The 17,356-nt window shown below is 34.6% G+C and carries 14 protein-coding genes; 4 read left to right on the forward strand and 10 right to left on the reverse strand.

All coding sequences use genetic code 11. From position 1 onward, the window contains the following. Window positions 1-11: 11 nt before the first annotated feature. Window positions 12-857: a metallophosphoesterase gene (locus PXC01_RS12500; RefSeq protein WP_276472633.1), complete on the forward strand. Its 846-nt coding sequence runs from the start codon at window positions 12-14 to the stop codon at window positions 855-857. Window positions 858-869: 12 nt separating this feature from the next. Here the strand turns inward: PXC01_RS12500 and PXC01_RS12505 are convergent, their stop codons facing one another. Next, window positions 870-1,472, reverse strand: coding sequence for an NAD(P)H-dependent oxidoreductase (locus tag PXC01_RS12505; RefSeq protein ID WP_276472634.1), 603 nt, complete (start codon window positions 1,470-1,472; stop codon window positions 870-872). Window positions 1,473-1,556: 84 nt separating this feature from the next. After that, window positions 1,557-2,747, reverse strand: coding sequence for a serine hydrolase domain-containing protein (locus PXC01_RS12510; protein ID WP_276472635.1), 1,191 nt, complete (start codon window positions 2,745-2,747; stop codon window positions 1,557-1,559). Between the two features lie 51 nt (window positions 2,748-2,798). Between PXC01_RS12510 and rimO the strand changes: the two genes are divergently transcribed. Further along, on the forward strand, window positions 2,799-4,103 hold the full coding sequence (rimO, locus tag PXC01_RS12515; protein ID WP_276472636.1) for a 30S ribosomal protein S12 methylthiotransferase RimO: 1,305 nt from the start codon (window positions 2,799-2,801) through the stop codon (window positions 4,101-4,103). Here the strand turns inward: rimO and PXC01_RS12520 are convergent, their stop codons facing one another. The 5 genes from PXC01_RS12520 to PXC01_RS12540 all read right to left on the reverse strand — a co-directional run bounded on the left by PXC01_RS12520 (window position 4,104) and on the right by PXC01_RS12540 (window position 11,667). Further along, a complete protein-coding gene (locus tag PXC01_RS12520; protein WP_276472637.1) occupies window positions 4,104-5,060 on the reverse strand; it encodes a lipid A deacylase LpxR family protein in 957 nt (318 codons plus the stop codon). Window positions 5,061-5,278: 218 nt separating this feature from the next. Continuing rightward, a complete protein-coding gene (locus PXC01_RS12525; RefSeq protein WP_276472638.1) occupies window positions 5,279-6,439 on the reverse strand; it encodes a DUF3999 family protein in 1,161 nt (386 codons plus the stop codon). A 49-nt stretch (window positions 6,440-6,488) separates the two neighbouring features. Further along, entirely contained in the window at window positions 6,489-8,855 is a 2,367-nt protein-coding gene (locus PXC01_RS12530; RefSeq protein ID WP_276472639.1) for a DUF2339 domain-containing protein, read from the reverse strand. Between the two features lie 157 nt (window positions 8,856-9,012). After that, on the reverse strand, window positions 9,013-9,207 hold the full coding sequence (locus PXC01_RS12535; RefSeq protein ID WP_276472640.1) for a DUF4177 domain-containing protein: 195 nt from the start codon (window positions 9,205-9,207) through the stop codon (window positions 9,013-9,015). 6 nt (window positions 9,208-9,213) lie between these two features. Further along, a complete protein-coding gene (locus PXC01_RS12540; protein ID WP_276472641.1) occupies window positions 9,214-11,667 on the reverse strand; it encodes a M14 metallopeptidase family protein in 2,454 nt (817 codons plus the stop codon). Window positions 11,668-11,838: 171 nt separating this feature from the next. On the opposite strand from PXC01_RS12540, the gene bshC reads away from it, so the two are divergent. Beyond that, window positions 11,839-13,443 carry a bacillithiol biosynthesis cysteine-adding enzyme BshC gene (gene bshC / locus PXC01_RS12545; protein WP_276472642.1) on the forward strand — a complete coding sequence of 535 codons (1,605 nt, stop codon included), beginning with the start codon at window positions 11,839-11,841 and terminating at the stop codon, window positions 13,441-13,443. Further along, window positions 13,444-14,820 (forward strand): ArnT family glycosyltransferase, encoded by a 1,377-nt coding sequence (locus PXC01_RS12550; protein WP_276472643.1) that lies wholly within the window; start codon window positions 13,444-13,446, stop codon window positions 14,818-14,820. Here PXC01_RS12550 and PXC01_RS12555 read toward each other — a convergent pair. From PXC01_RS12555 to PXC01_RS12565, 3 genes are all read right to left on the reverse strand, one after another. Then, window positions 14,817-15,362, reverse strand: coding sequence for a pyridoxamine 5'-phosphate oxidase family protein (locus tag PXC01_RS12555; protein WP_276472644.1), 546 nt, complete (start codon window positions 15,360-15,362; stop codon window positions 14,817-14,819). The genes PXC01_RS12550 and PXC01_RS12555 overlap by 4 nt on opposite strands. Before the next feature lie 301 nt (window positions 15,363-15,663). Then, window positions 15,664-16,389 carry an SIMPL domain-containing protein gene (locus tag PXC01_RS12560; RefSeq protein WP_276472645.1) on the reverse strand — a complete coding sequence of 242 codons (726 nt, stop codon included), beginning with the start codon at window positions 16,387-16,389 and terminating at the stop codon, window positions 15,664-15,666. A 78-nt stretch (window positions 16,390-16,467) separates the two neighbouring features. Continuing rightward, window positions 16,468-17,355, reverse strand: coding sequence for a DUF4249 family protein (locus PXC01_RS12565; RefSeq protein ID WP_276472646.1), 888 nt, complete (start codon window positions 17,353-17,355; stop codon window positions 16,468-16,470). Between the last annotated feature and the right edge of the window lies 1 nt (window position 17,356).

Consider the following 17,356-nt stretch of genomic DNA (forward strand, 5'->3'; position numbering starts at 1 on the left):
GATGGCTTAAAATGAAAAGAAGAAGCTTTATAAAAAAGTCTTTTCGGTGGCTAGCGGGTTTGGGTTTACTGACAGGATTTTATAGTTGGCAGATAGAACCGTTTTGGATTCAATTTGTGCATCTAAAAATGCCGTTAAGGAATTTGCCAGATGCACTAGTTGGTAAAACGCTAATGCAAATTAGTGATGTGCATATCGGTAATTCTTTTGATTATCAATATATTATAGATGCATTTAAAGAAGCTCAAGAGTTACGTCCAGATTTTGTGGTGTATACTGGCGACTATGTTACCTATGAAGACAATGAGCAAATAACACAATTAAGAGAGGTGTTAAAATTTGTTGTTAAAGGTACTTTGGGTACTATTGGGATATTGGGTAATCATGACTACGGAATTGATTTTGTAGAGGAGCCGATAGCAAAAAGTATAACAGAAAGTTTAGAAGATGTAGGGGTAACCATGTTGCGTAATGATGCGGTAGAGATTGCCGGACTCAATTTTTTAGGAATGGATGATTTTTGGGGAAGTAATTTTTATCCAGAAAAGACTATAGAAAAATATAACCCCACTAAAGCAAATATTACCCTATGTCATAATCCGGATGTATGTGATCTTCCCGTTTGGAATAATTTTACAGGTTGGATACTTTCTGGTCATACACATGGCGGACAGGTTAAACCACCTTTTTTGCCACCACTTATTTTACCTGTTAAAAACAAAAATTATGATGCAGGTATCAAAGATTTAAATGATGGGAGAACCCTATACATTAATCGTGCTTTGGGCTGTTTACGACAAGTACGTTTTAATGTTAGGCCAGAAATTACAGTGTTTAAGCTTTTAAAAGAGGTCTAATGTGATGCTGAATTAATCAATGGATTGAATGACTACATCAGCGCCCAATCTAGATTTGCCGACTAAGCTTGGTTGTGTGTTGTCTTCTAAATGACGGTGGCCCAAAGCAACGGAGAAGAGAACTTTGTGATTTTCAATTTTTAAAATTTCTTTATATTTCTTAGGTTCTATACCTTCCATTGGCGTAGAATCTATTTTCATGGTAGCGCATGCTGCCAAGAAGAACCCTAAAGTAATATATACTTGTTGTGACAGCCAATTTATAGTTTTCTCTTCAGGTTGTGGTTTTACAACTTGCTTGTAAAATTTAATTGAACCTTCATGTAAATTTTCTTCAACGCGTTTTTCAAATTCTTCAAGATTGTCCAATACGCTGAATACTACCAAATGGCTGGCATCTTTAATTTTAGAGGCGTTGGAATATGAGGCATCGGCTAATTGGTCTTTTATCTGTTTGTTAGATACGAAGGTGAACAGCCAAGGCTGGCTGTTTATAGAAGACGGACTTAGTTTTAATATATGCTTTAAATCTTCGATCTGTGAATCGGAAATTTTCTTTGTGGCATCATATTTTTTGGTCGTATATCTTTCTTCGGCAATGCTTCTAAAATCCATTTTGCAATTTTATACAAAAATAAGCATTGTTACTAGCTAAGTAATAACTAGGTGATCAAGAAGTTACTTAAATAAATAAAAATGCTATTGCTCCATGATGGCATTTAGTAATTCCCAAATTTCATTATCAAAACTAGAAGGTCCTAAAAGTTCTTCGTTGCTTGCTCCGCCCATGCGTACAACCACCAAATCTAAACTTGGTACCATATATAATTTCTGGTCGTTAAGTCCAAGTCCGGCATATAGATCGTCAGGTGCATTGGGTATTAAGCTTCCGGAGTATTCATCTATGGTGCTTGGTAATCTAAAGCTACTTTTGCCATTTAACCAGTAGAGGTAACCGTAAGAATGATTTAAATTTTGCGAAGTGTTTGTCATGGCATTAAAGTAATCTTGGTCATCGAGAATTGAAATTCCGTCCCAGTTACCTTTAGTTAAATTAAGAATGCCAAAACGTGCCATACTTCTTGCAGAACTAAAGAACACATTGTTGTATCCAATTTCAAGAAACAAGCCTTGCATACCAATGGGTTCTTTTATTTTTTTTGAGAAATATGAATTAAAATCGGTTTCCGTGGCATTTGCAATGACATTATCTAGTAAGGTATACGGTGCATTATGGTAATACCAGAAAGTGCTTGGTTCGTTTAAATAATTCAAACATTGGGGCTCGGTACAAAAAATATCATCTACGGTATAATCTAGACCGGTAGTCATGGTCAATTGATTTTTTATGGTGATGTTCATTTCTTGTTCTAAAGGCAAATTAGACCAGCCTTCACCTAAATGTGTAGAAGTTGCATCCGTAATATCCAAATACCCTTCTTCTTGAGCGATACCCGTTAACATGGCGGTTAAATTTTTTCCGGCGGAATTCCAGGCATGGTTATCATCGGACTTAAAATCACCAAAGTATTTTTCAATCACTATGCGCCCGTTTTTTAACACTATAAAGGCATCGGTATTGTTATTTTCCAAAAAGAAATAGAGGTTGCTTACTTCTGCTTCGTTCCATCCTAGGGTTTCCATTGATATGGTTTCCCATTCATTAGATCGGGATATAGGAGGGAAATAGGTTTCTGTGGGTATTGCTGCCGTTACCGGGGGTGTACCGCTCTTTCCAGTCTCTGAACTAGGTTCAGAATCACTGGAGCACGATGCTATAATTAGAGATAGGGCAAACAGCCTGAAATATTGGGAGAATTTCATGGTTAATTTAAGATTTGGGTGTACATAAACTGTAATCAAATAAAGATTACAAGTAAATTTGTCCATATCTAACGTTTTTAAATAGCCAAATCGTATTTTTGCACCCCAATTTAAATTATGAGGACAAAAACTCTTAAGAAGAACAAAATCAACGTAGTAACTCTAGGTTGTTCAAAGAATGTTTATGATTCTGAAGTACTCATGGGCCAATTAAAGGCCAACGACAAAGAAGTTGTACATGAAGAAGAAGGAAATATAGTTGTAATTAACACCTGTGGTTTTATTGCCAATGCAAAAGAGGAAAGTGTTAATACCATTTTAGAATATGTTCAAAAGAAAGAAGTAGGTGCAGTAGATAAGGTTTTTGTTACCGGTTGCTTGAGCGAGCGTTACAAACCAGATTTGCAAAAAGAGATTCCTAATGTAGATGAGTATTTTGGTACAAGCGAGTTACCGGGACTATTAAAAGCTTTAGGTGCAGATTATAAGCATGAATTAATTGGAGAACGTTTAACGACGACACCCAAAAATTATGCTTATTTAAAAATTGCGGAAGGTTGTGATCGTCCATGTTCTTTCTGTGCAATTCCACTGATGAGAGGTAAGCATAAAAGCACACCTATAGAAGAATTGGTTACAGAAGCGGAAAAGCTTGCCGCCAAAGGAGTAAAGGAGCTTATTTTAATTGCGCAAGATTTAACGTATTACGGGTTAGATTTATATAAGAAAAGAAACCTGGCAGAGCTTTTAGAAGCTTTGGTAAAGGTAGAAGGTATAGAGTGGATACGTTTACATTATGCATTTCCGGCTGGTTTTCCAATGGATGTGTTAGATGTAATGAATAGAGAACCCAAGGTTTGTAACTATTTAGATATTCCATTGCAGCATATATCTGACCGTATTCTTAAAAGTATGCGCAGAGGTACCACAGAAGCTAAAACTACCAAGTTACTTAAGGAATTTAGGGCAGCTGTGCCTGAAATGACCATTAGGACTACATTGATAGTTGGGTATCCTGGTGAAACAGAAGAAGATTTTGAGATTCTTAAAAACTGGGTAACCGCTATGCGTTTTGAACGTTTGGGTTGTTTTACCTACAGTCATGAAGAAAATACTCATGCTTATACTTTAGTAGACGATGTTCCGGAAGAAGTAAAACAAGAGCGTGCTAATATTATCATGGAAATACAATCTCAAATATCTTGGGAATTGAACCAAAAGAAAGTAGGGGAGACGTTTCGTTGTATTATAGATCGTAAAGAAGGAAACCACTTTGTTGGAAGAACCGAGTTTGATTCGCCAGATGTGGATAACGAGGTTTTAATAGATGCTACCAAGCACTACGTAAAGCAGGGAGAGTTTGTCAATGTAAAGATTACGGAAGCTGCTGATTTTGACCTTTACGGAGAGCCAGTTGTGTAATTAATTAAATAGAAATCCCACTCTAAAACCGCCCCAATTGGCAGAATTACCAGAGGTAAATTCTTTGGTAATCGTTGTTCGAGTATATTCTAAATACAGTTTTCTGTATTTGAGTATGAGTCCGTAGTCGACTTGTGCGGTCAACCTTTCTATATTTTTCGAAGAAATGGTATAAGGATTGTCATTGGTGAAAATGCCGCCTTGCAAGGTGGCATCAAAACCAACTACATTGACGGTTGGTTGTACAAAAGCATAAAATTTAAACTTCGATGGTGTGCTGTTTCTAGAAAACGGATCATCTAATAGTCCGACAGTAGAACTAAATCCCACCGATGCATTTGTAAATAAGGTGCCTAGTTGTAGTGAAGATATTGCTTGTGCAGTTACTATGTTTTTATAATTAAAAATTTGTTTCTCGTAGCCAATTTCATAATTCAACACTAAATCGTTCTGAATTTGATTATCCCAACCGCCGGGAGTTTTGTTTTCGATAAGTTTATGAATTGCTGTTTGCATTTCTTTACCAAATGCCCCTGGACCAATAAGTCCTAAGCTTAATGATTGAGATAGTCTTGATTTGGTAATGGTATCTGTTGCGACAACAAAACTCTTAAAGTAGATAGCTGCGGCAAAAGGTCTATCATCAATTTGTATATCTGGACTTACGAAATTACTCGGTGTATAGCCAATATGCTCTAATGCTAATCCGTAAGTATAGTAATTACCTTTAAACTTGAAGAATATATAGTTTACCGGATTCTTGGATAAGCTTGGATTCGCATACTTAAAACTATAACCTTGTGTGTAATTTTTATCTGATGCAGCGAAGAAATCATTGTCATAATTAAATCGGAAATACCTTTCACTACCCATATCTCTAAATGAGGCAAGATGGTCTATTCTTTGACTTAAAAGAACCGTTGGAAGTAGGAGCAGTAATAGAATATAATATTTCATCACACTACTTACGTTATAATTTCATGAAGGTTTTGCCTATTAATAAGTAAAATTAAATCAACCAGCTTTACATCATATTATAATTTATATAACAATGGTTTAGTTGTTGATTCCCAGATCAGAGAGAGGTGAATAAAATATAGGTCAAGCAAACTATAGAGAACTGTTTGTAGATTTTAATTTAGCGTATTTTCGGAATGATTTTTTTACTTAAACCATTAAAGCTCTTTCTTTAACATCCCAATAGTGAAGTAGCCTAATAGGGCAATTATTACCCCAATGATAAGCCACAACCACCATTTGTTTTCAAAAAGAGGGTCTGTTGTTTCGGTTTGGGGTTTTGGTATTTTTTCCACACTGCCAAAATTTAGTTTTGTAATGGTGTCAGGTAATGAAACGTTGGTTTTGGTAATATCATAATTGGGAAAATTATCGTTCTGTTTGCCATAAACTAAATAGTATGTAGCCGGTTCTGTAAAACGTGTGGTCAAAGTATGCACATAACCTTTTACATTGGTCCCTGATATTTTTAAAGGCTGATTGTCATTGTTTACAACAATTACTCGAACTTTAGTTGCTAAGGTTCCAGGTAGTTGAAAACTATTATTTTCCATGGATGAAAGTGTCCTGGTAGCTAATGGTCTATAGTTGTAATAGAATCCTTTATCCGTTTTTACGCTATCTGCTAAATATTGAATAGAAATGGATCGGTAATAATCAATTTTGTCATCAACTGTTAATTCTAATAAGTTTAATGGAACGCGTTTATTTAGTTCAATATCTATGATTGTTTTCTTTTCCTCTTGTGAAACCTTAAAGGATTGTATGTTATAATTACGATATTCTGCAGCTTTTTTTGCTTTTTTAGAGATGGTTACTGATGCCAGATTCGGTTTTTCGGTACTTCTGATCAGTATTCTGTAGTATCTATAATTTGCATCTGGAAACTTTAATGTGGTAAACGAATAGTTTGTCTGGTCATTATTAATCGATAAAATGCGATAGTCTTCTAAAATAGTGAACCATTGTTTTTGATGTTGACTTCCTTCAAGGGTAATTTCCCAATTAAAATTAAGGTCTTCAATGTTTAATAGAATCTCATTAATAGTTTCTTTCTGGGGCAGTTCGTAGGTATAGAAATAACCTTTTTGGGTATTGACGCTGTTCAATAAGTTAAAGGATATCTCTGAATTAGAATTTTCTGCTTTAGAAACTTTATGAAGGTAAGGTGCTTCAATAGTATCGTTGGCGGTGACCCCATAAATACGAATGTCACACATATTGGTATTCACTTCTGAAAATACATCATTTGGTATTTCTATGGCATGCCATTGACTGTCTATTCCTTTTAATTCTATTTTTTTGGAATAGGAATCCATCTGTGCGAAACAAAATGAAATCGACAGAAAAGCAATTATGGTTAGAAAACTATTTAGTTTCATCAGAAATAATGTGTTTGTATTTATTATAAAGAAATGAAATAATCAATAATAATACTCCTAATGACACAAATACAATGGTCTTAGAAATAGTGTTCAACGATGATATGTCATAGAAAAACAATTTGATCAAAGTAATTGAGAATAGGGCAATAGCACCAATACGTAGGTATTTTTTCTTTTTCCAAATACCAAGACCGATCAATAAAAGGGCATAAACACCCCAAAGTATGCTAAGACCTAATTTATAGGACTGATCAGATCCGGATATATCCATCCAATTTAATAATTCGCTACTTGAAACCCATATAATGGTGGTATGCATTAGAATTTGAAACGGTATTTTAGTGTTAAATTTTAAATACTCTTGCTGTGCTAATTTATAAATGGCAAATAGAAGAAATGTAAGAAATGCAAATGAAATATAGCGTATGTATATGTTATATGTTCCTACATTATAAAATTCCGTAAGTTGCTGGGTTAGGTAATTTTCACGCAGCTCGCTTAAGGTATAAAGTCCGTTTGTAAGGAATATGAAAGTTGTTAAAAGCACAGCGCCTAAGGCTACAATACCTATTATCTTGTTTTTGATTTTTAAAATATGTACAAAACTTAAAACGCCAATGAAAAACATGGTATAAAGAATTAACCAAATAGTTTCAAAATCTTTGAGATTGTAGTTGTATTCCGGGTATTGGCCAGATGTACTTGATATTTCAATTTTAGATAACTGAAAGGCATTGTTCCAATACTGTTCAATTTCAAGATAGAAGGCAAAGTAAAGGGTTCCTATAAACAGAGCGGGAATACCAAATGTCATTAGCTGTTGAACTATTGAAGGTTTTTCAGTGCTAAATTTTGTTTGTATCCAACTCATGAATCCGAATACGGCAACGCAAAGTATAGATGTTAAAAACGTAGTGTTTAATAATAGATTCCATTCATCTTTAGTATTCATATAAGAGTACCTTGCTGCCCAGTCCATGGTTAAACTAAAGAATGCTAGAGCAACTAAAATATAGGATAGATATTCATAAAATTTGACTTTTTTGGTGCGTCCTATCCAAAATAATAAAGCGGCTTCAAAAGCCCAAAATAACGTTACCCAATTGCCATCTAACTGAACAGGGACCGCTATGGTAATAAACGTAAGTACAAACCCAGATGTTAAGAAGAACAGCTTTCGGTCGGCTAATTTTCTTTTGAAGATAATTACCGTTATTACAAAATGAATAAGTGCATTCAATAGGGTGAATAAGCCTAGGTAAAACTCTCCGCCTTCATAATCATAGAGCCAAGCAATACCAAAGCCGTAAAAGATGAAAGAATTTAGCATGATCAGAATAATATCTGCAACTTGAAATTTCTCAGATTTTATTAATTTAAAAGCTAAGAATGTGGCATAGAACAAAAAGAAGAATATTGCTAAGAAGCTAAAGCCCATAGTAAAATCTTCATCATAACTTGAGAATGCGTACCACGATCCGTAAATAAGCCATGTAAAGGTGAAGGCAACGTAGTAAAGAGCTTTCCAGTATTTTTTAAATGAAATTGCCAAAAGACCAACATTGATCAAAGCAATGTAACTAAATAGGGCAGTAGCGTTTCCAGAATCGTTACTTAGTAAAAAAGGAACGCCGTAAGCGCCTACAAGACCAATATGTGCAATGATTTGCTTATTATAGTTGATGGCCGCAACCACACCGAAAACGGTAAACAGAAGCATTAGGCCAAAAGCTGCCATTTGCGGTAATAGCCCATAAAGTTCGTATGCCAAATAAGTTAAAAAATAAAGAATAGCCAATGCACCGCTCACCAAAACAGCGCTATAACTCTCATATTTGGCTTTTAATTTAAATCCGAATCCTAAAAGGCCCAAGCCTACCAAATAGCCAAGAATAATTCTGGTAAGTGGACTAATTAAATTATTTTCAATAGAGTATTTTGCGCCGATACCAACACCTATTACGGTAATCAATATCCCTATTTTATTAATAAGATTTTCTCCAATGAATTTCTCTAGGTTAGATTTGCCTTTTGGAAGCTTTATTTTCTTTTCAGGAATCTTTTTAGGCTCTTCTTGTATAGAAGCAATTTCTATTGGAGCTTGAACAGGAGTGGGTGTTTCAATTTCAACTGCTTTATCAATTAATGCATCCTCTTTTGCAATAGTTGTTTCTGAAGATTTAGTGGTATGTTCAGAAGTATTTTCGTTGAATTTTATTGCCTGTGTATTTCTAAGAATTTGAATATCCCTACGAATTTCATTTACTTCAATATTAAAGTCTTGCTGCTTTTTCAAAAGCAGTTCTAACTTTTGCATTAATGCATTTATTTGCTCTTGGTCGTTTGGCATTGGTGGTGGTTTTTGCACTAATAGCTCAGTGTCTTATATTTTAAACGTAAAACATACAAATATGTTGGAAAGAGTGCCATGCAACCATAAAATAAAATATCCCTGAAACAATTAACGTTGCTTCAGGGATATCTAATCCAGTTGATTTTTAATTTAATTACTTTTCAAAATATAAATAAATATACATGGCCATTCCAAATTCTGTAGTATCGGTAGATACCAAACGCCAGCCATTTTTAGCGTATTCGTTCAATTTTTCTTGAATTGCTTTGTTGGATGACTTCGCTAAATGATTTTTATCAAACGTAAATTTCGAATAGAAAATAAGCGTTTCAACTTTATACTCTTTCATATTTTTTTATTTAACCATGAATAAGGCATTGGCAAAAAATAGTTTTCCATTTTCCCAAAAACCTCTAAATAAAGGATTGTCTACCATGTAAATTACTTGACCGCGACCCATATTTTCGGTACCGAAGATTAAGGTTTCCGCAATCTTTTTCTTTGCTTCGCTACCGGCAAAACCAGATACAGGTTCGTTGGCGCCTTCACTTAAATAAACAGCACTTCCGTTTTCTAGATAATTATAGGAACGTGCACCTAGTTTAAGGGTGAAATAAGTATCGTTATACCCATATGCCAAAGGATTTGTGTTATCTACGGTAGCCTTAAAAATAGCTCCTGTAATAGCTGATTTGATCTGTTCTCTTTCAGAAATTTCATAAGATTCAATTGTGGAAGAAGAATCTTTCGGCATTTCTTTTTCGGAAATTTCAAAATCTTTGTCCGATGCTGTAATTCCGTCAATTGCTCCGCCCATGGCAATAAGTTTACCGCCATTTTTTACCCATTCCTTAATTTTTTCTTTATTGTAAGAGCTTAAAAAACTGTTGTACCCATGACCGTCAGGTAGTATTAAGATATCATATTTAGCAAGGTTGACACGGTCAAAATAGGCTTCGTCCAATACAGAGATCGGGTAGTCTAGTTGTTGTTCAAAAAAGTTCCATATTTCTCCAAAGCGAAGCGTTGAGGTAGGCTTTCCAGATAATACGGCAATGTTTAAATTCTGAATCACATCAACATAACCGGAGCCAAAATCTTTACCGCTTTCAACAAAACCTGTGTTGGTGGAAATCAAATTTTTAGAGTGGTTGGTAGATGCTGTTTTAAGAACCTCATTAAAGTTTTTTAGGTGCTTGTTATCACCTTTTGTAATGATCAATGTACCGCGATCATGAGAAATACCGTCTAAGGTAAAAGGCTTATGTGCGTAACGTACACGTACATTGTTACGTAATAATTCTGCCAGAAATCTAGCATCTTTCATACTGTTCCAGTCTGCTAAATAGGCATACTTGTCAGCATCAAAACTAGTTGCTACAGGTTTATTTAGTACGGAAGATGAGCCGTTTAAATTGCTTTCGCTGGCAATAGCATCCAATCCGTATGCGTAAGGTAAGGACCATGCAGTAATATCATAGGTAACAGAATCACTTAATTTTGCCATTGGTTCAAATAATACCTTGACCAAGGTACTTTTTGGCTGGTTTGATGAAATTACTAAACTTTGCTCGTTACTTTTTAAAGAGCCAGATTTCCCTAAGGCGTAGCTGTAACCTTTAATAGTAGCATTTGTTCCCGCTTGATATTCAATTTCATGTTTGCTTAATAAATCTGCCAACTCTTCAATTTTATCAGGATTACCGTTCAATACATAGCTTTTGTATTTAAAATTTTTGTTGAGGTAGAATTTCTTGAACTCATCATTTAATTTAGAAACATTTTTAGAAGCTACTTCTACGGTAGATAGACCGGTAGTTAAGTGATGGGCTATTCTATCTTTTAAGGTAAGGGTGTCACCAATACTTGTTGTAATAGCTAAACCGGCACGCCCGCTACCACCTTGCTCATAAGTCATACCAATGCCACCGTTATAGGTAGGGTAGGTGTCACCATAACTAGGATATAGTAGATCGAATACCTCTTTTGTAAAATAGAACCAACCATTTTCATCAAAATATTTAGCATGGTTTTTACCAATAGTTTCTTGAAACTCTCTTTGAAAATCTGTGATTACCTCATGAAAAGGCTCTGCGGCAGGAGCAAAATAATACGGGTTGTCAACACCTTGCTCATGAAAATCTACATGAACATGAGGTAACCATTTATTAAACTGCTTTAAGCGTTGCTGGCTTTCAACTTGCGTAAGCCAAGCCCAATCCCTGTTAAGATCAAACATGTAGTGGTTGCTTCGACCGCTCCACCAATGTTCATGGTGCTCCTTACTGTTAGGGTCTAGTTGGTTGGGGGTATTTTTAAATTGGTTGTACCAGTTAACATAGCGATCTCTACCATCTGGGTTAATACACGGATCAATTAACACTACTATATTTTCTAGATAGCTGCTTTTTGTAGTAAACAGATCATAAATAGTTTGCATTGAAGCTTCCGTACTTACGCTCTCGTTACCATGAACATTGTAACTAAGCCAAACAATGGCTTTATCCGGAGAACCTTCGCCATTGATTCCTTTCATATGCTCTTCCTTGATTTTATCAAGGTTTTGAATATTTTCTTTGCTAGATATAGTAGCCAAAAGTAAAGGTCTGCGTTCATTGGTCTTACCATATTCCATAAGGCTCATACGCTGAGGTTCGGCTTTGGCCAAATACTGGTAGTAATCAACAACTTCATGATGTCTTGTAAATTGGGTGCCTAGTTCATAGCCTAAAAACTCTGACGGAGATTTTAACTGGGCCAAACCTAAAAGTGGAATAAAAAGTAATGCGTAGCGTAGAATTAGTTTCATATAGTAATTTGTGTTGTGAGTGAGCCAAATCTATTAAAATTAATACAAATTGAAACCTAATTACCGCGTATTTTGACGAGAATTCCAACAATTTATACTAACGGTAATTAACTTATATTTAGGAAATGTAAAACGAAAGGGTTTTATATTTACCAAGTATTTACTTTTTATATGGATATTGATTGTTTGCCCTTAGCAAAAACGGGTTATTTTTCGAAATTAATTTGCGATTACACTGCAGCAGATACTAAGCTTAAACCATTATATAATCGGTTTCCCGATATTGAAGGATTTAAAGGTCAGATAGAAGAAAAGAGAAGGCATTTTACCCAAGAACAAAGAGATGTTCTGTATTCTTCAATGCAAAACCAATATAAAGGTACTGATACTTCTAACAGTACAGCTGCTAATATAGCGCTGTTAAAAGAGAAAAACACCTATACCATAGTTACCGGTCATCAGTTAAATCTTTTTACCGGACCATTGTATTTTTTGTACAAGATCATTTCTACGATCAACCTGATCAAGCAATTAAAAAAAGAATTTCCGGATAGTAATTTTGTGCCTATTTATTGGATGGCTACGGAAGATCATGATTTTGAAGAAATTAATTATTTCAACTTCAAAGGATTAAAATTTCAGTGGAACAAAGAGGCATCTGGTGCAGTAGGGCATTTACCAACGGAGGGATTAGAAGAGGTTTTTTCGCTGTATTCCAGAACTATTGGGGACAGTAAGAACGCTAAGGTGTTAAAAGATCTATTTGAAAATGCGTATTTAAAGCATGATAATCTAACCGATGCAACCCGATTTTTGGCAAATGAAATTTTCAAGGATTACGGATTAGTTATTGTTGATGGTGATGATGCTGACTTAAAAAAGTTACTAGTGCCATTCATGAAGAAAGATATTTTTGAACGGACGGCATTCGAAAAAGTATCAGAAACCATTAAGGAAATCGAAAATATTTCATCTGATTATCCAGTACAGGTAAATCCGCGAGAAATCAATTATTTCTATTTAAAAGAAGGTATAAGAGAAAGAATCATAGAAAGTAAAGAGCAATATATTGTAAACGAAACATCCATTTCTTTTACTAAAGAAGAGTTGGTAGAAGAGATGAACACGCACCCAGAGCGTTTTTCACCTAATGTAATCGCTAGACCTTTATACCAAGAAGTTATTTTACCAAACCTTTGTTATATTGGTGGTGGCGGTGAGATTGCGTATTGGTTAGAATTAAAAGCGGCTTTTGAAGCTATGAATGTTCCATTTCCAATTTTATTGGTAAGAAATTCAGCGTTGATCATTACCGAGAAGCAAGCCGATAAGTTAGAGAAAATGAATATCTCAAAGGCAGACATTTTCTTAAAGCAAAATAGCCTTATCAACAAAAAGATCCGAGAAATTTCAAATATAGATATTGATTTTTCGCCACAAAAGAAACTACTTCATGAGCAGTTTAAAAATATGTATGAACTTGCGGAAAAGACCGATAAATCTTTTCTAGGAGCTGTAAAAGCACAAGAAGTAAAGCAAAAAAAAGGATTGGATGCTTTAGAAAAACGATTACTGCAAGCACAGAAAAGAAAGTTAAAGGATCATGTAGTACGTATGACGGAACTACAAAACGAAATGTTTCCCAACCAATCGCTTCAAGAGCGACAATCTAACTTTTCAGAATTTTATTTGGCATATGGGGAAGATTTAGTGCCTATGTTATTTGAAGCTTTAAATCCGTTAAATTTGAGTTTTACTATTATCTCACAAAAATAAATGGTAGGAAAAAAGGTATCACTAGATAAAATAGCGATACTCGCCATACTTTCATTTTTGGCCATTGCATTGATCACTTTTTTTAAAAGTGCGTTAGAGCTAGAAGATGCGGAGCAAGCATATTATTCGCAATGGCTTCGTTGGGGTTACGATGACCAGCCGCCACTATATACCTGGTTGCAATATGGAATCAATGCTATATTTGGGGTAGGAAAGTTAGCATTCTCTTTACTTAGAGGCGCATTGTTTTCAGGTACATTATTATTGTTATATAAATTTTCTGGACTGCGAATTATAGATGCCGATAAATCTAAATTGGCCGTGCTGGCATTGGTTTTTATACCTGTATATATAGATTTTACCTTTCGTAGGCTTTCGCATACCAGCTTGTTATGTTTCAGTGTTATAGCTTCTTATTACTGCATACAAGTATTAATAGCAAGGAAATCTATTACAAATTATCTTTTATTTGGTTTGTTTGTAGGTATGGGCATGATGTCTAAATACAATTATGCATTTTTTCTGGTAACCTTTGCGCTGGTTGTACTTTGGGATAAGGAATTAAGAGCAATTGTTTTCAACCCTAAAATATTGGTATCGGTTTTTGTTTCTGCTTTAATTGTAGCGCCACATATCTATTGGTTATTAGGTCCTGGTGAATTTCAAACATTTTTGGCATCTAGTGTCGAAGAGAAAATAGGAACGGAAGAAGCAGAATTGGGATTTTCGTTGCTACCCATTATAGTCTACTTAAAAGGGTTGTTTGCATTAATGTTTCCAATTATTGCAATATGTAGTATTGGCTATTTGTCTAAAAAGTCAAGTTTTAACAATTTGAAAATCAATTGGTTTGTTAAAATGTTTTTTGCCCAATTGCTGGTATTGGGTTTATTTTTTCTCATTTTTCAAAGCAAAAAAGTGGAGACTAGATGGTTATTGCCGCTATTTATCCCTTTTGTGGTTTTGCTTTTAGAGAAAGTTAATATTAGGAATAGTAAAAAAGTCGTAACACTTGGGTATTGGTTGTTTGTACTCGTTATAGGAATTCAAACCATAAGAACACCAATAGAAAGAGTATTAAACATCCCTTCATCTGTCCATTTTGGTTTTGGTCCAGTTGCTAATAAGTTGAGTAAGAATTATGGTGCCTATCAATGGGTGCTGCCCAACGTTACGTATGCCGGTAACGTGCGTTTACTGTATCCTGATCGAATTATACTTTCCGTAGATGATTATTCGCTAACCGGTTCGGAATTGCAAGAAGAAAAATCAGTTGAAACAACTATAGATTCATCTGTAGTAAAACAGACCACACCTGTGGACAGTCTCATAGGTTTTGGGAAAGAAAAAGAAAATCTATATTTCTATATCAATTAAGGAACTAGGAATTCACCCTTCCAGTTGTTATCGGTCTTTGTGAAAAGAGCTCTAATATGGTTAGGTCTTTTTAGTTTTAGATATTCAATTTTAGTTGGAAAAATATCGATTATGGTAAAATAGTTTTTGTCTTCAACATATTCCACATGATCCGGATTTTTAATTGTTGTACCTGGGCTAGTTTCTGTAATGTAATCCTTTTTACTGTTGGGTTGAATATTTTGCCATGTTGATTTTAATCTTTCAAGATTGGTTACCATTTCAGCTGTACCTTCCACTTTTAGCTGTAGCATTTTTTCAGGATGATATAGTAGAAAACTTACCTGATTGTTTTCCGCAATGTGTTTTATCTTCTGTGTGCGGCTATCTGTATAAATCGTTAGTCGTAAATCTTTGTTAACCTCTCGTAACACTACGGTGCGTAGCCGAGCAGTAGATTCGTTGCCTACCGTTGCCATGGTTATGAATCTGAACGGGTGTCCTTTTTCAGTAACACCATTATGTAATTCGGTACTTAATTCTTCAAAAAATGAATCGATCATATTAATGTCTGTAAATAGTAAAAATACTGTGATAATAATTAAGGAGATATCATTACAAAAAAGATATTGTTATATGATAGTCAATACAACAGGAAATTGGTGTCATCTGCAAAGTTTATTTACAATTGTAAGGTTAGTGTAAATGTTGCGACTTAGCGTGTGAATACAGATTGTTATGAAAAAGATTTTTTAAGTATTCGGTTTGATAATTGGTTGATTGAAAAGCCCGGGTGATTACCGGGCTTTTATATTTAATATATTCTTTACCAGATCGGTAAATGAATTTGATCAAAGTAAAGCATTACTTTACCTTGTATTCTAAGCGCATAGTTATAGATGCTGTTTTGTTTTTAGATGAGGTATTGTATGCACCGCCCCAACTGTAGTCTTCACCAGAATTTTGACCGGTTATTTGAAATACCCCCATGTTGGCAGAAACCAAATCACCTAAATTACTGCCTGCATTTTCGGCTATTTTCTCTGCACGTATTCTGGCATCTTCGGTAGCTTTTGAAATCATTTCAATTTTAAGGTCCGCTAATTTGGTGTAATAATATCTAGGTGGTGAAGAGTTGAACTGGACCCCTTTATTCAATAATTCTGTTATTTCTCTAGACACACCTTCAATTAAAGCAACATCCTCAGATTCTATTTTTAGGGTTTGAATTAATTGGTAGCCCCTGAACATACTGCCAACGTAATTACCATTTTCATATTGGTTATCTCGCATTTCTGTAGTCTGCACGCTATTAAAAATTATGCTGTTCGCATCAATACCTTTAGAGGTTAAATATTGACGAACAATTTCCTTGTCACGGTTTAATTGATCAAAAGCAGTCTTTAATACAGTGCTATTTGTAGAAAATTGACCTTCCCAAACAATTAAATCAGAGGTGAAGTTTTCGTTGCCCAAACCGGTAACGGATATCATTTGTGGCGGGTTTGCCCTTTGTATATATGCGTTGCCCAAAAAATATGCGGCTATAACAATTGCTGCTCCAAAAATAATTGCGCTAATGTGTTTCATGAAAAAATAGTATTGTCAAATCATCTTATGCTAAGCTAGTCATTATTTTTATGTTCAATAGGGATGTAATGGCAATAACTAATCTTTAAGGTCAATAACCTTTTCAGTAACACTGTATCCAGAAAAAACACCAATGGCACCTTCTTCTAAAATGTTGTTAGGAGCAATTACATATTCTACAAATGGGTTTCCATCTACATCATCATTTGTTCTAGTGGTTTTTACATTTTCAAATAGAGCCTTTTCTACATGTGCAACTTGTAAGGTTATCTTTGTGTCAGAATAATATTCGTTATCAACAGAAATTTCGGTTTTACCATTTAATTCTGCTCCTTCATTTATATTATCTATTAAAAACTCATCATCACCAAAGTATATAGGATATTCATAGGGAAATGGTTCTTCGTTTTCATACTTTAAAGTGGTATTAATAAATCCGCCTAAAATGTAGTAATTGTCTTCATCTGCAAAATCTTTAAAGTTTATATTGATTACGGCAAGTTCATAACCAAACTCGTCTTGCTGAAATTCAATGATTTCATTTATTGTGTCTAACTTTTTAGGAATTTGGCAAGAAGCATTAAACTCTTTTTCTGCTACAATTACTTTTAAATTATAAGTAGCACCGTGCAAAATAGTTAAATTTGAGGCGCTAGTAATGTAAGTATTTGTTTTGTTGTCATAATTTAAAACAACACTATTGCCTTCTGTATTTGATAAGGTGACTACGGCATCTTTAATTAAAAATTCTTCGGGAAAAGCGTAATCTTGGTTAGCTTTTATTGGAGTGCCAATTGAGGGTAACGCCTTAGTGACCGATATTTTTAAAATGGTATCGTGCGGAGAAATGTATCCAATTATAGAAACCTGCTCTTCTGTGTCTAAAAGTTCATCGGCATCTACAACTTTTTGACATCCCATTAATAAAATATATAATCCTAATAGTGCAAGTACTGCTTTTCTCATA

It is taken from the genome of Maribacter huludaoensis (assembly GCF_029350945.1).
GTDB classification, from domain to species: domain Bacteria; phylum Bacteroidota; class Bacteroidia; order Flavobacteriales; family Flavobacteriaceae; genus Maribacter; species Maribacter huludaoensis.

What these genes read in the sequence shown, in the direction of transcription:
- PXC01_RS12525 (WP_276472638.1), bottom strand. Translation starts at nt 6,439, where the DNA reads ATGGATTCCTATTCCAAAAAAATAGAATTAAAAGGAATAGACAGTCAA.
- PXC01_RS12555 (WP_276472644.1), bottom strand. Translation starts at nt 15,362, where the DNA reads ATGATCGATTCATTTTTTGAAGAATTAAGTACCGAATTACATAATGGT.
- PXC01_RS12505 (WP_276472634.1), bottom strand. Translation starts at nt 1,472, where the DNA reads ATGGATTTTAGAAGCATTGCCGAAGAAAGATATACGACCAAAAAATAT.
- PXC01_RS12510 (WP_276472635.1), bottom strand. Translation starts at nt 2,747, where the DNA reads ATGGACAAATTTACTTGTAATCTTTATTTGATTACAGTTTATGTACAC.
- PXC01_RS12520 (WP_276472637.1), bottom strand. Translation starts at nt 5,060, where the DNA reads ATGAAATATTATATTCTATTACTGCTCCTACTTCCAACGGTTCTTTTA.
- rimO (WP_276472636.1), top strand. Translation starts at nt 2,799, where the DNA reads ATGAGGACAAAAACTCTTAAGAAGAACAAAATCAACGTAGTAACTCTA.
- PXC01_RS12540 (WP_276472641.1), bottom strand. Translation starts at nt 11,667, where the DNA reads ATGAAACTAATTCTACGCTACGCATTACTTTTTATTCCACTTTTAGGT.
- PXC01_RS12530 (WP_276472639.1), bottom strand. Translation starts at nt 8,855, where the DNA reads ATGCCAAACGACCAAGAGCAAATAAATGCATTAATGCAAAAGTTAGAA.
- PXC01_RS12535 (WP_276472640.1), bottom strand. Translation starts at nt 9,207, where the DNA reads ATGAAAGAGTATAAAGTTGAAACGCTTATTTTCTATTCGAAATTTACG.
- bshC (WP_276472642.1), top strand. Translation starts at nt 11,839, where the DNA reads ATGGATATTGATTGTTTGCCCTTAGCAAAAACGGGTTATTTTTCGAAA.
- PXC01_RS12500 (WP_276472633.1), top strand. Translation starts at nt 12, where the DNA reads ATGAAAAGAAGAAGCTTTATAAAAAAGTCTTTTCGGTGGCTAGCGGGT.
- PXC01_RS12550 (WP_276472643.1), top strand. Translation starts at nt 13,444, where the DNA reads ATGGTAGGAAAAAAGGTATCACTAGATAAAATAGCGATACTCGCCATA.
- PXC01_RS12565 (WP_276472646.1), bottom strand. Translation starts at nt 17,355, where the DNA reads ATGAGAAAAGCAGTACTTGCACTATTAGGATTATATATTTTATTAATG.
- PXC01_RS12560 (WP_276472645.1), bottom strand. Translation starts at nt 16,389, where the DNA reads ATGAAACACATTAGCGCAATTATTTTTGGAGCAGCAATTGTTATAGCC.